Below are 12,896 nucleotides of genomic sequence, written 5' to 3' on the forward strand. Positions count from 1 at the left end.
CGGGGGGCGGGGCACCCGGACCCAGGCCCCACCTCAGGCCAGCCACTTCAGGCCAGCCGGCTCAGCCCACCGCCGCCGGTCAGCGGGGCCACAAGCGGTTCATCCACGTTTCCGGGTTGGTCCCCTCACCGCGCACCCGCACTTCCAGATGCAGGTGCGGCCCCGCACTCAGGCCGGTGGTGCCGACCTCGCCGATCTTCTGACCGCGCGTGACCGTCTGACCCGGCTTGACGAGCAGCTTGCTCTGGTGAAAGTACAGGCTGGCAACGCCCGCGCCGTGGTCAATGACCACCAGATTGCCGCGCACCGGGTACTTGCCGGCCAGGATCACCTTGCCGTCGTTGACGGCCAGCACCGGGGTGCCCACCGGCGCGGGATAGTCGGTACCGAAGTGGTAGGCCACCGGACCACCCGCCAGATAGGTGCGCGGCTGCCCGAAGCTGCTGCTCGTGGCCTTGACCCCCGACATGGCCGGGGCAAAGGGCCGGGTCCAGACCTGGGGGGTGCGCAGGGCGTAAGCCTTTTCCACGGCGGCGTCCTCGGCGGCCCGGCCGGGGTCCTGCAACAGACCGCTGATGCGGGTGGGCAGGTTCAGATGCTGAATGGGTTGGTCCAGACCAACCACCGGAATGCGCCCGCGCACCAGCTCCCCGTTCAGGCTGACCTCGTAGACCACCGGGGTGGTCTTGCCCAGCACCACGCGGCCCAGCGCAACGTACTCGCCCGCCGCCCCCACCGGCTTGAGGACCTCGTTGGGACGGCGGACGTCCTCGCCGACCTCGCTGGGAAAGCGCACGGTGGCCTGGGCGGCCCGCGTCCCCGAGAGCTGCACGATGAACGCCTCGCCCATGCGCAGGCTGGCAGGCACCCGGATATTCACGCCCGCCACGGTGGCCGCCGGAGGCGTGGGGGTCAGTTGATCTTCGGGCAACGGTGCGGGAAGGGGGGGTTTGGCGGGCGGCTGAGGAGCGGGCGTGGCCGGAGCCGGGGCCGCTCCCGGCAAACGAAGCTCCTGGCCAATCTCCAGGGCGGTATCCGGGAGCCCATTGAGCTTCATCAGGGCGGCCACGGTGGTGCCGTTGGCCCGCGCGATGGAATACAGGGTGTCGCCCGCCTTGACGGTGTAGGCCCCGGCCATGCCGAACAGCAGGGAAGCGGCGAACAGGACGGCAGTGCGGCGAGTCATGGCCGGCAGCATAGGGGCCGCAGGTGAGAACTGTGGCACGCAGCGGGGCCAGCTCCTCATGGTGCGCGCCCTACAGTTCCAGCGTGATAGTCACCGGACCGTCGTTGCTCAGGGAAATCACCATATGTTCACCGAAGCGGCCCTCTCCAACCGACAGGCCCAGGTCCCGCAGCGCAGCGTTGAAGGCGACGTACAGCGTGCGGGCGTGTTCGGGCGGGGCGGCGCCGATAAAGCTGGGGCGGTTGCCCGCCCGGGTGTCGGCGTACAGCGTGAATTGGCTGATGCTCAGGATTCCGCCTGCCCGTCCTGAGCCGTCTAAGTCCAGCACGCTGCGGTTCATCTTGCCGGCGTCATCGTTGAAGATCCGCAGCCTGGAAATCTTGGCGGCCAGCTTGTGCGCGGTCTGAACGGTGTCCTCGGGGGCGACCCCCAGCAGCACGAGCAGTCCCGGCCCGGTCTGGCCGGTGGTTTCCGTGCCGACCGTACAACTGGCCTGGGTCACCCGCTGAATGACGGCCCTCACCGTCAGTTCCCGTGCGGTCCGCTGTCCAGCCGCGTCCGCAGGCTGTGGATGGCCCCGGTCAGCAGCTCGGCCTCGGCAAAATCCAGGTTGCCGCGCGTCTTGTCGGCGAGCATGCTCAGCAGCTTGAGGCTGCGCTCGGCCGTCTGGCGGGCGCGGCCCTCCTGCAGCAGGCCGTCACGGGCCGCGCTGGCGGTCGCAGCGTTCAGGTCGCCCAGCGCCGCCTCGGCGGTGGCCTGCAGGGAATTCACGAGTCCGACGAATTCAGGATGGGGCATGCCCGACAGTCTACGGGCCGGGCGCGGCGGGTGGTCCGCTCGGGCCTTCAATCAGTGTTTCCCGTCAACCGCGCTCCCACACCCCCGTGCCCCTAAAAAAGTCCCGGCTGGTCGGTCATGTCCTCGGGCGGCAGCACGCTCAGGCGGTCAGGGATTTTGTGACCGCGCAGCACGGCGGCCGCCTCCTGCAGGTCATGCCACGTCAGGCTCTTGGGACCGCCGGGGGCGCGGGTGGGGTGGCGCAGCAGGTAGGCCGGATGAAACAGCGGCATCAGCAATGGTGCGTCCCGGTCCTCCTCCCCGGATTCAAGGCGGAACCACTGCCCGCGCAGGCCCGTGATGCCGCGGCGGGTGCCCAGCAGGGCCTGGGTGGCCGTGTTGCCCAGGCTCAGGATCACGCGGGGCCGCAGCAGATTCAGCTGTGGCCACAGCCAGCGGGCGGCGCAGGTTTCCGTCTCGGCGGGCCGGGGGGCGCGGTCCCCCGGAGGACGGCAGCCCAGCACGGTGGTCAGGTAGACCTCCTCTCGCGTGAGATGAACCGCGGCGAGCATGCGGTCAAGCAGCGCTCCTCCCTCCCCCACCAGCGGGCGCCCCTGCCGGTCCTCCTCGCGTCCCGGCCCCTCGGCCACGATCACCAGGGCGGCGGCGGGGTTGCCCTCTGCCGCCACCACCTGGGTACATCCGGCCCGCAGACCACAGGCCCCGCAGCCGCGCATCCGCCCCTGCAGGGCGAGCAACGCGGCGGCCCGTGCGCCGGCGGCGTCACCGTACGGTGGAGTCACGGGCCGCCCAGCAAGACAGCCTTAGGACCCAGCGGCAGCTTCCAGCTTGGGGCGGCGGCTGCGGGCCTCGCGGCGGGTCTTGGGGTCCAGGCCCACGAGCAGGAAGAAGTTTTCCAGCGCGTTCTCGCGGCCCTTGATGTCGGCATGTTCGTTCTCCGGCGTACCGGTGGCAAAGGGCAGCGTCTGGTACAGCTCCAGGGCGTGGGTCACGACCTCGTCGCTGGCATGGCCCTCGGCGTAGGTGCCCAGCGCGACGTAGACCTCCCGGCGGCTCTCGGCGTGCTTCAGGAAGGCTTCCGGGTAGGGCGTCTCCGCCGCCCGCAACATGTCCTGCCGAGCGATTCGCCGGTAATGCTTCAGCCCTTGCAACAGCTGATCGGTGGTCATGGGTTCCTTCATCGGTCCTCCAGGGCGGCGAGTGGCCTGCACGGCAGCCTTTGGGGCGCGGCGGCAACTTCTTGGAGCCAGTGTCCACGGTCAGTATAGAAGGCCCGGGCGCGGGCTGTCCGTACTGCCCCATCAACAGACCCAGGGCAGGGCATTCCTCTAATAATGAGAAAGATGATATTGCGACAAATCCGTCATCAGGGTTTAAGCCTGTGATACGGCAGGCTTTTCGCTGCCCGGCGAATATGAGGCCAAACCTGAGAACACTGAGCCGGAGCTGTTTTTCCGCCAGAATCCGGGAAAACAGAGACCGCATAAAGACCGTATAGGCGCATAATTCGCCGCTATTTTCCTGACAATGAAGGGCAAATAAATAAAGATCCGCTAAACTTCTGAGGTCGATGAATTACTCCCGCCTGTTTCTGACCCTCACCGTTGCCGCCCTGACCAGCACCTCTGCGCTGGCCGCCACGTACACCGTCAAGAGCGGTGACACCCTGTCGTCCATCGCCCGGGCCACCGGCACGGACGCCGCCCAGCTGATGAGCCTGAACAAGCTGAGCAGCAGCACCATCCAGATCGGCCAGAAGCTCAACCTGGGCGGGGCCGCTGCCCCGAGCGCCACCAACTCCAGCACCCCCGCCGCCCGCAGCTCAGGCGGCGCTTTCATTCGCAGCGCCGCCACCCGCTTCCTGGGCATTCGCTACGCGCTGGGCGGCAACGGGGGCAACGCCATTGACTGCTCGGGCTACACGAGCAGCGTGTTCCGCCAGATGGGCATCTCGCTGCCCCGCACCGCCGCCGGGCAGTGGAAGGCCGGTCGACCGGTCAACCGGCGCGACCTGCAGGCGGGCGATCTGGTGTTCTTCAACACCGTGGGCCGCACCGCCAGCCATGTCGGCGTGTACCTGGGCGACGGCATGATGGCCAACGCCAACAGCTTTCACGGCAGGTCCATGATCGAGCCGCTGTTCAGCAACCCCTACTGGGCCAACCGCTATGACGGAGCGCGCCGCTTCCTGAACTGAGCACCAGCCGGAGAATTCAAACGACCTCAGCCCCTGCCCATACGGCAGGGGTTTTGAGTTATATGGCCCACCTACAAGCGGGCACAAACGAAGGCGGGAAAGAGCCCAGTTCCGGCCCTTCCCCGCCCCCCGCAGCCTGCGGTTACTGCCGGATAATCTGGGCGTCTTTGGGCAACTGCTTGAGAGAGGCGACGCTGAGACCCGAGTTCACCCGGTAGTTGCCCACATTCAGGTCTGCCAGGGCCTTGCCCGCACTGCTCACGATCTGGATGCGGGTGGGCCGCCAGCCCGCCTCGGTGATCCACACACGGGTCTTATCGGTGGTGCCGGACTTGGGCGTCGCCTCCAGCTGAAACAGGCGCTTGCCCGCCGTCCCGGAGGTGGAGAGCAGCTTGACGTCATACTGCGAGAGCAAGGAGGCCACGCTGCTGAGCTGCGTGAAATCCAGTCCGCCGAAGCCCGCGCCGTCCGCCGCCTTCTTGGCAGAGGTCACGGTGACTTGATTGGTCAGGTACAGGTACTGGCGGATCTCGTTCTTGTCGGCGACCACGATGTTGTCGGCCAGGGCGTCGGGCGCGTTGAACTGCAGCCGGGCGACGTTCTGGGCCGGAATGCTCTTGATGGTGAGGTCGATCTTCTGCGCGCTGGATTCCAGCGTGGCGTTGCCGCTGAGGCGAAAGGAGATGTCCTTGGCGGCCTTCTGCGCGGCGTCCACCTTGCCGATGATGTCCTGGGCGCTCTGGGCGCTGGCGAGGGAGGTCAGCAACACACCGCACGCGGCGGCGATCAGGGTCAGTTTCGGGGACTTGTTCACGCCTGGCAGTATCCTGTCCGGTCTCATGAGAAGGAGGCGCGGCGGCTGATGGCGGATTCACCCTCCGCCGGCGGGCGCTCAGGGCTGGGAGACGCTTTCCAGCGGCAGGCGGTAGGTCACGCGCGCCGCGTAGCCCAGGGTGTCGGCCCCGGTTCGCCCGCCGCCCAGGTTCAGGCCGAATTCGCCGGACCCCACGGGCAGCGTGGCCTCCACCCCGGTTCGCAGCGGGGCGCCGGACGTGCGCCACGGCTCGTAGGCCGCGTACAGCCGCAGCGTGCTGCCCGCCCCCAGCACATCTGGGGCTCCCACGCTGCCGGTGATCCCGAAGGTCCTGGGCCCCACCAGGGCGTCCAGCCCCAGGTTCAGGCCTGACTCGGCGGCGTACCCCACGCCCGCGGTGACGCCCAGCACGCCCTGGCCCGCGCGCACTCCCGCACGCCAGTTCAGCGTGCCCACCGGCTCGGTCTCGGGTTCGGTGGTCTCGGCCTCGGCGGGGTCATTTGCCGTGGAGTCAGATGCGGCGGCGCCGGTCCCCTCCTGCGGCGGCACGGGCCGGGTCAGGTCGCGGCGGCCCTCCACGCCGACAAAGCCCTGGGTCTGCACGCTCAGTTCGCCGCCCGCCACCAGAATCAGGCTCCGGCTCAGGCGGTAGCGGGCGCTGAGGTCAGCGCTCAGGCCACGGTCACGGGCATCGGGCGGGGTCAGGGCCCACACCGAGAGCGGGTCCGTGCTTGCCGCAGAGGTCGTGAACGCGCCCAGGCCCAGATTCAGGGCCACCGGCCCCACGGTGGCGGTCCCGCGCAGGTCCGCACGCACCCCGCCCCGCCACGCCAGCGCCACCGTTCCGTTCACGGTCGCGGCCCCCAGCGGCGGCAACGCCAGCCCCCGCGCGTAGCCCACCGTCGCCGCGCGCGTTGACAGCCCCGCCGAAATGCGCCCGCCCAGTGCCTCCAGGCCCGAGATACCCACCTGCGCGCCGCCTCCGCCCGCGATCCCAGCCGCGTAGGACACCCCGAACTCCACCGTGGCCGCGCCCGCTCCGCCCGCCAGGGCCAGCGCCAGGGCCGCCCCACGCCCCAACCTTCCCAATCGCCATTGGTTCATGCGCGAAGGGTAGCAGGGAGACCGGGGCAGGGACCTGAAGCACGCACAGGCAAGCGGCGAGGGGGGCGGGCACCATCCTGCCGGCCCGCAGCCGCTACCCTGAACCCATGCGCCTTCTTCCTGCCACCGCCCTCGCCGTACCGACCCTGACCGTCCTGGGACTGGCCGCGTGTGCGCCCGGTCCGCAGGTGCTGCAGGTGCCCGGAGTGGCCGTTCAGAGCGTGCGCCTGACCCGGCTGTCCCTGCCGGGCGGCCTCAGCGGCGCACCCGTAGCCGACGTGAGCATGACCCTGCGCGTGACCAATCCCAACCCGATTGCCCTGAAGATGACCAACATCTCTGCCACGCTGGTCATTGACGGCGCGGACGTGGGTCAGGCCAGTTTTCCGCGCGTGAACGTTCCCGCACGCGGATCAGCGGATCAGGACGCCGACCTGAGCATCCCGGTGACCCTGAACACCGCCGCCTCCTTCCTGAAAGTGGCGCGCGGCCAGCAGGTGTCCTACCGCCTGGACGGCACCTTCACGGCCGATTTCGGGCCGCTGGGCCTGAAGGAGTTCGGGCCGTTCACGCTGAGCCAGGGCCAGTGGAAGCAGCCGCCGGTCCTGCCGTTCTAGGCCGCCGCCTCTCCGCCCAGGCCGTACCCTGTGCCCATGCCCCTGTCCCCGGATTTCTATGACCCCCAGCGTGCCTGGGCCTACCGCCCGGCGCAGCCCCTGGCGGGTGCGCCCGGCGGGCCGCTGTCGGACCTGAGCTTCAGCGTCAAGGACCTGTACGGCGTGCCCGGCTGGCCCCTACATGCGAGCACCCGCGCGCCCGTGCCGGACCCGGGTGAGAGCGTGCTCGTGCGCCGCCTGCTGGACCTGGGCGCGTGTGCTGTGGGCAAAACGCACCTGCACGAGGTCGCGCTGGGCATCACCGGTATGAACGGCTTCGGCGGCACCGCCCACCCCCATGATCCGCAGCGGGTGGCGGGCGGCAGCAGCAGTGGGGCGGCCGTGAGCGTGGCGCTGAATCAGGTGGACTTTGCGCTGGGCACCGATACGGGCGGCAGCATCCGCGTTCCGGCGGCGTGGTGCGGCGTGGCCGGCTACAAGCCCACCCAGGGCCACCCGGACTGGAGCACGGGGGGGGTGTTGCCGCTGTCGTGGACCTGTGACCATGCCGGACCGCTGGCCCGCGAGGTGGCGACCCTGGCGCGGGTACACGGCGCACTGACCGGGCGGCCCATTGAACCCCAGGACTGGACCGGCGTGCGCGTGGGCCTGTGGCTGCCGGACGGCTGGACCGACCCGGCGGTGCGGGAAGCGACCCTGGCCTTCGCCGCCGGGCTGGCCGCGCGCGGGGCCGAGGTCTCCCCTGTGCAGCTTCCGGAAATGCTGGACGCCTACTCTCCCATCGTGCTCAGCGAGGCGGCGGCGGTTCACGCGGAGGCGCTGCGCGCGGAGGACCCCGGCTTCCTGCCCTTCACGCTGGGAGCGCTGCGCCAGGGAGCGGCGCTGACGCAGACCCAGGTCCAGCACGCCTTTGACCGCCGCGCCGAGTACCGCGCGCTGCTGGACGGCCTGCTGACGGCCTTTGATGTCCTCCTGGCCCCCGCCGTACCCACCCCGCCCCCGCTGAGCGGCCAGGACGAGGTGACCGTGGGCGGGGGCACGGTGGGTGGGGTCACCGTGTCCGAGGAGGTCATGCCGCTGCGCCGCGCCGTGCTGCGGCTGACGGCCCCCTTCAGCCTGCTGGGAACCCCCACCGTGTCGCTGCCCACCGCCACCCCCTTTGTGGGCGTGCAGCTGGTGGGGCGGCACGGCGAGGACGACCGCCTGCTGGGGCTGGGACTGGCCTGGGAAGGCTAGAGTGACGGACATGAAGCGCTCCTTGCTGCCACTGGCCGCCGTGCTGTCCGCGCTGCTCCTGACCCCCGCCGCCGGGGCCGCGCCCACCCCACTGAAATGGGGCGCCCTGACCGTGACGGTGACGCCGCGCCCGGCAGGAAACTTCGAGGCGCAGGCACGTGCCGTCGTCCGCAACGGTGCCCGCACGGTGCTGACCGTGACCGACTGGGACATTGAGGCGACGCTGCAGCCCATCCGGCCCGGCGGTCTGCCCGAACTGGTGCTGAGCGCGTTCTCGGGCGGAGCACACTGCTGCTTTACCCAGTATGTCTTCACGCAGGACGGCGGGCGGGTGGAGAATCTGGCTGTTTTTGACGCTGCCGACGACCCGGGCCGCTGGACCGACCTGAACGGCGACGGCACCCGAGAATTCGTGTGGGGCAGCAACACCCTGACGTATTACGACTGGTCCTTTGCCGAGAGTCCCTTTCCGCTGACCGTGCTGGGCTGGGACGGCGTGCGGCTTGCCGACCGGACCCGCGCCTATGCCTACGTGCCGGGCCAGGAGGCGGCCCGAGAGCTGAAGGTGGTGCTGGACGGTCTGGCGGAAGGTCAGGGAACGGACGCCCTGAAACCCCGTCTGTCGGGCTATTACGCGAACATGATCCTGGCGGGCCGGGGGGCCGAGGCCGAGCGGGTGCTGGCCGCCCAGGTCTTTGCGCGGGCTCCCGGTCTGCGGGCGTGGTTCACGGCCCACCGCACCGACCTGATCAACGCCACCTACGCCCAGCCCGAGGGCCGCGTGCGGGCGGTGAACAGCTCCAGCTATCCGGTCAGGGAACCCGACCAGCCGTGATCCGCAAGCTTCTGCCTCCGGGGCCGTCAGGACCGGCAGGCGACGTTCCCCGAATCCGGAGCAAGCGGGCTGTGTGGCTGCCGGTACTCGCGCTGACCGCCTGTGCCCCCGCCGTGCGGCCTCAGCCGGTTCAGGTCTGGGAGGGCTCGGCGCGTATCCTGCTCCGGACCCAGGACTACCGCCTGACCTTCACGGTTGACCCGGTCACGCACCTGCTCAGCGGCAGCCTGGACAACCGCAGCAGCGGGGACCGTTTTGAGGCGCGGGGCACGCTGCTGCCCGGACCCGACGGAGCCGAGCTGACCGCCCAGCTCACCGCCGGAGACTCTCCGCGGCTGAATGCCAGCGTCCTGGGATTTGGGGTCAGCGGCCTGTCCCCCAAGGCCGACGCGCTGCTGGGGGGCCGGGTGACCGGCGACCTGTTCACGGGCAGCCTGCGGGTGGGCGGCGTGCGCTACCCGCTGAACCTCAAGCGCGTGCAGTAACGGTCAGCGGGACTTCATGAGACGCCGGTACGCTCCAGTATGCGTTCAAACCGCCCGCTGGCCGCTGCCGCCGCCCTGCTGTTGCCCCCCGTCCTGAGCGGATGTGCCCTGGGGGCCTACCTCAGCCCGCTGACCCCGCTGGAACGCGCCGCCAACGGCACCTACGAAGGCATCGGCGTGGGCGGCACGGGCCGCGTGCCGTACCGCCTGACCCTGACCGTGCAGGAGCGCGAGGGCCGCGCCACCGGCGTTCTGGTGAACCTGGAAAGCCGCAAGGCCTACGCTGCCAGTGGCACCTTCAAACGCAGCGAGGCGGGCGGGGCGCTGGAACTCAACCTGTACGAGAACGGAGACCAGCACCGCGCCAACCTGCATGCCGTCCTGAACGGTCCCAAGATCAGCGGCGTGCTCAGGACCGTGGTGCTGGGCCGGGAACTGCTGGGCTACACGGTAGAACTCAACCGGGTGGAAACGGCTCCGGTCGCCGCTCCGGCGGCCCCTGTGTCCTCCACACCGTAGACGGGCTTCAGGAACCCCGGACTGAATCGGCCAGCACCTCACCCAGGACCCGCCGGGCCTCAGCAGCCCTGAGCGGGTCGGCGCCGGCTTCCGGTTCCCGGTGTTCCTCCAGGGTGATCAGCGCCTTCCACAGCGCCCAGCCCCGGCCCCGCGCCCAGGTGGCGGCGTCCAGCGGCAGGGCTGCGCGGAACACCTCCCGGCTCTCGCCCCAGAACAGCGTCCAGGCGGCCACCAGATCGCAGGCGGGGTCGCCCACCCCCGCACAGCCGAAGTCGATGACGGCGGCCAGCCGGTCTTCCCGGATGAGCAGGTTGCCCGCCGCGACGTCGCCGTGGAACCACACGGGCGGGCGCGGCCACGGTGTGTGCAGGGCCGCTTCCCAGACCGCCGTGGCCGCCCGGACACCCACCTCATCCGCCAGGGCGGTCAGGACCTGCCGAGTCTGCGCGTCATACACCTGCAGGGAGGCGCCGCGAAAGAAGCTGTGGGCGCCCGCCGGGGGCCCATCCGTGGCGTCCACCGCCTGCAGCGCTCCCAGGAACCGGCCCAGGTCGGCGGCGAGGCGTGGCAGGTCGGCGGTGCATGATGGGATCATGGTCTCGCCCTCCAGCCAGCGGTACACCGACCACGGCCAGGGATAGCCCTCGCCGGGACGACCCAACCCCAGCGGAACCGGGATGGGAAGCGGCAGATGCCCCGCGAGCACCGGCAGCCAGCGCTGCTCCTTGTCCACCTGCGGGGCGTAGGCCCCGGCGCTGGGCAGGCGCACGGTCATGGTGGACCCCAGATGAAAGGTCCGGTTGTCCCAGCCGCCGGAGGCCACCGGAGTCACGGGCAGATCGGCCCACTGCGGAAACTGCGCGGCGATCAGGCGCCGGACGAGGGCGGACGTGATCTCTGGCGGGTGGCCGGAGGGGTCAGTCATGGGCTGGACTTCCCGGCAGGCACACCGGGCACCGTGGAGACGTCCCGGACCACCCCGGCAGGCCCGGATGGTCAAACGGCGGGGACAAAGGCAACATACCCGGCCAGCGTAGCGGCCCCGCCACCCCCAGGGAATACGCCAGCTGGCCTGAGAGCACGCGGCGACACGCTAAACTCTCCTGTGGCCGCCGGGTCCAGACCCGGGCGACGCTGGAGCCAGCCCCGGAATCCCTCCGTCAGGCAGCGAGGAGAAACGAGATGAAAGCACACATGATCACCTACGGGTGTCAGATGAACGAGTACGACACGCACCTGGTCGAGTCTCAGCTGGTCAGCTTCGGCGCGGACCTGGTGGGCAGCATCGACGAGGCCGATTTCGTGCTGATCAACACCTGCGCGGTGCGCGGCAAGCCGGTGGACAAGGTCCGCAGCGTGCTGGGACAGCTGCGCAAGGTCAAGGCCACACGCCCGCTGGTGGTCGGCATGATGGGCTGCCTCGCGCAGCTGGAAGAGGGCCAGCAGATGGCCCGCAAGTTCGAGGTGGACGTGTTGCTGGGGCCGGGCAGCCTGCTGGACATCGGGGCGGCGCTGGAGAGCAACGAGCGCTTCTGGGGCCTGCAGTTCAAGGACGAACTGCACGCACACATTCCGCCGCCCCCCAGCGGCAAGCTGCAGGCGCACCTGACCATCATGCGCGGCTGCGACCACCACTGCACCTACTGCATCGTGCCCACCACACGCGGCCCCCAGGTCAGCCGCTCGCCCGACGACATCCTGCGCGAGCTGGACATGCAGCTGGCGGCGGGCGTGCAGGAAGTGACCCTGCTCGGCCAGAACGTGAATGCCTATGGCGTGGACGGAGGAGCGCGGCTGGCCGGGTACCCCAGCTTTGCCGATCTGCTGCGGCTGGTGGGGCGCAGCGGCGTGCGGCGCATCAAGTTCACGACCAGCCACCCCATGAACTTCACCGAGGACGTGGCCGCCGCCATGGCCGAGACGCCCGCCGTGTGCGAGTTCGTGCATCTGCCGGTGCAGAGCGGCAGCAGCCGGGTCCTGCGCCGCATGGCCCGCGAGTACACCCGCGAGAAGTACCTGGGCCACATCGCCGACATCAAAAAGCATCTGCCCAACGTGGTCCTGGCGACCGACATCATCGTGGGCTTCCCTGGCGAGACCGAGGAAGACTTTCAGGAAACGCTGAGCCTGTACGACGAGGTCGGCTACGACAGCGCCTACATGTTCATCTACAGCCCGCGCCCCGGCACGCCCAGCTACAAACACTTTGCCGACCTGCCCCGTGAGCTGAAGACCGAGAGGCTCCAGCGCCTGATCGTGAAGCAAAAGGAATGGAGCAACCGCAAGAACGCCGAGAAGGTCGGCACGGTGCAGGAAGTGCTGCTGCGCGGTGACGCCCACAGCGAGGGCTTTCTGGAAGGCCACACGCGCGGCAACCACCCCACCGTGGTGCCCAAGGCCATCGGCGCGGAGGGCGCGGGCATCTACCGCGTGCAGATTGGCCACGCCACGCCGCACATGCTCTACGGCCAGATCCTGGGCGCAGACGGTCAGCCGCTGCCCGAGGTCCCCCGGCTGGAGCCTCAGGCAGCGGCGCTGAGCAGTCCCCTGCAGATGGCATAGGAACCAGCACAGAAGCGTGGAGCGTGGGCCCCAGGTGCCACACGCTCCACGCTCTTTTACAGCCTCTGATCAAGATAGACGTCAGCGAATATCCACCTGAAACGGCGCAATGTTCACCTGAATGGTCCGGAAGCCGTCGCTGCCGGTGCCCTCCGAGGCCAGCTTGACGTTCACGCTGGCCTCGGCCTCCAGGGTGCGGGTGCCCAGTTGCAGCGGGAACTCCACCACCGCCGAGATGCGCTCGCCCACGCGCCACGGCAGCGGCGGCAGGTAAGAAGCCACACAGGTCTGGAACTGCCCGAACTTGATCTCGGGGCGGGTGGCCTCGGCAGCGTCTAGCACGTTTAATTTGAAGGGCCGGGGGCAGTCGTTCTTGAGCAGCAGATCGCGCGGGCCGGCGTTGACCAGCGAGACGGTCAGCAGCCGGCCATTGACGCTGACGGCGGAATTGATCTGGGTCTGGGGAACGGTGACGCGCGGCGCGCAGGAGGTCGCCGCCCCCAGCAGGCCCGCCAGCAGCAGAGGAAGAAGTCGGGACATGGA

16 protein-coding genes are annotated in these 12,896 nt (G+C 69.6%); 7 read left to right on the forward strand and 9 right to left on the reverse strand.

All coding sequences use genetic code 11. From position 1 onward, the window contains the following. Positions 1–79: 79 nt before the first annotated feature. The 5 genes from IEY21_RS06430 to IEY21_RS06450 all read right to left on the reverse strand — a co-directional run bounded on the left by IEY21_RS06430 (position 80) and on the right by IEY21_RS06450 (position 3,165). Positions 80–1,186: a LysM peptidoglycan-binding domain-containing M23 family metallopeptidase gene (locus IEY21_RS06430; protein WP_188902547.1), complete on the reverse strand. Its 1,107-nt coding sequence runs from the start codon at positions 1,184–1,186 to the stop codon at positions 80–82. Between the two features lie 70 nt (positions 1,187–1,256). Then, positions 1,257–1,709: a D-aminoacyl-tRNA deacylase gene (dtd, locus tag IEY21_RS06435; protein WP_188902549.1), complete on the reverse strand. Its 453-nt coding sequence runs from the start codon at positions 1,707–1,709 to the stop codon at positions 1,257–1,259. Between the two features lie 2 nt (positions 1,710–1,711). Further along, positions 1,712–1,984, reverse strand: coding sequence for a DUF1844 domain-containing protein (locus IEY21_RS06440; protein ID WP_188902551.1), 273 nt, complete (start codon positions 1,982–1,984; stop codon positions 1,712–1,714). 92 nt (positions 1,985–2,076) lie between these two features. Next, positions 2,077–2,766 (reverse strand): uracil-DNA glycosylase, encoded by a 690-nt coding sequence (locus tag IEY21_RS06445; RefSeq protein ID WP_308424823.1) that lies wholly within the window; start codon positions 2,764–2,766, stop codon positions 2,077–2,079. Positions 2,767–2,787: 21 nt separating this feature from the next. Further along, positions 2,788–3,165, reverse strand: a complete 378-nt coding sequence (locus tag IEY21_RS06450) for a hypothetical protein (RefSeq protein ID WP_188902553.1) — start codon at positions 3,163–3,165, stop codon at positions 2,788–2,790. Positions 3,166–3,554: 389 nt separating this feature from the next. On the opposite strand from IEY21_RS06450, the gene IEY21_RS06455 reads away from it, so the two are divergent. Beyond that, positions 3,555–4,181 carry a C40 family peptidase gene (locus tag IEY21_RS06455; RefSeq protein WP_188902555.1) on the forward strand — a complete coding sequence of 209 codons (627 nt, stop codon included), beginning with the start codon at positions 3,555–3,557 and terminating at the stop codon, positions 4,179–4,181. A gap of 142 nt (positions 4,182–4,323) precedes the next feature. Here the strand turns inward: IEY21_RS06455 and IEY21_RS06460 are convergent, their stop codons facing one another. Beyond that, complete coding sequence (locus IEY21_RS06460) at positions 4,324–5,022, reverse strand: outer membrane lipoprotein carrier protein LolA (RefSeq protein WP_188902557.1); 699 nt, start codon at positions 5,020–5,022, stop codon at positions 4,324–4,326. Between the two features lie 51 nt (positions 5,023–5,073). Then, the gene (locus IEY21_RS06465) at positions 5,074–6,099 is read right to left on the reverse strand and encodes a hypothetical protein (RefSeq protein ID WP_188902559.1); all 1,026 of its coding nucleotides are present in this window, start codon (positions 6,097–6,099) and stop codon (positions 5,074–5,076) included. A 107-nt stretch (positions 6,100–6,206) separates the two neighbouring features. On the opposite strand from IEY21_RS06465, the gene IEY21_RS06470 reads away from it, so the two are divergent. From IEY21_RS06470 to IEY21_RS06490, 5 genes are all read left to right on the forward strand, one after another. Then, on the forward strand, positions 6,207–6,716 hold the full coding sequence (locus IEY21_RS06470; protein WP_188902561.1) for an LEA/WHy family protein: 510 nt from the start codon (positions 6,207–6,209) through the stop codon (positions 6,714–6,716). A 36-nt stretch (positions 6,717–6,752) separates the two neighbouring features. Beyond that, on the forward strand, positions 6,753–7,952 hold the full coding sequence (locus tag IEY21_RS06475) for an amidase (protein ID WP_188902563.1): 1,200 nt from the start codon (positions 6,753–6,755) through the stop codon (positions 7,950–7,952). 10 nt (positions 7,953–7,962) lie between these two features. Then, a complete protein-coding gene (locus tag IEY21_RS06480) occupies positions 7,963–8,787 on the forward strand; it encodes a hypothetical protein (protein WP_188902566.1) in 825 nt (274 codons plus the stop codon). 71 nt (positions 8,788–8,858) lie between these two features. Continuing rightward, the gene (locus IEY21_RS06485) at positions 8,859–9,272 is read left to right on the forward strand and encodes a hypothetical protein (RefSeq protein WP_188902568.1); all 414 of its coding nucleotides are present in this window, start codon (positions 8,859–8,861) and stop codon (positions 9,270–9,272) included. A gap of 39 nt (positions 9,273–9,311) precedes the next feature. After that, complete coding sequence (locus tag IEY21_RS06490; protein ID WP_188902570.1) at positions 9,312–9,791, forward strand: hypothetical protein; 480 nt, start codon at positions 9,312–9,314, stop codon at positions 9,789–9,791. A 7-nt stretch (positions 9,792–9,798) separates the two neighbouring features. Here IEY21_RS06490 and IEY21_RS06495 read toward each other — a convergent pair whose 3' ends face one another. Beyond that, positions 9,799–10,716: an aminoglycoside phosphotransferase family protein gene (locus IEY21_RS06495; protein WP_188902572.1), complete on the reverse strand. Its 918-nt coding sequence runs from the start codon at positions 10,714–10,716 to the stop codon at positions 9,799–9,801. A gap of 257 nt (positions 10,717–10,973) precedes the next feature. Here IEY21_RS06495 and miaB point away from each other — a divergent pair, with 257 nt between their 5' ends. Beyond that, a complete protein-coding gene (gene miaB / locus IEY21_RS06500) occupies positions 10,974–12,353 on the forward strand; it encodes a tRNA (N6-isopentenyl adenosine(37)-C2)-methylthiotransferase MiaB (protein ID WP_188902574.1) in 1,380 nt (459 codons plus the stop codon). 81 nt (positions 12,354–12,434) lie between these two features. Here miaB and IEY21_RS06505 read toward each other — a convergent pair whose 3' ends face one another. Further along, entirely contained in the window at positions 12,435–12,893 is a 459-nt protein-coding gene (locus tag IEY21_RS06505) for a hypothetical protein (protein ID WP_188902576.1), read from the reverse strand. Positions 12,894–12,896 lie beyond the last annotated feature (3 nt).

Origin of the sequence: Deinococcus aerophilus (genome assembly GCF_014647075.1) — a bacterium.
Lineage (GTDB): Bacteria > Deinococcota > Deinococci > Deinococcales > Deinococcaceae > Deinococcus > Deinococcus aerophilus.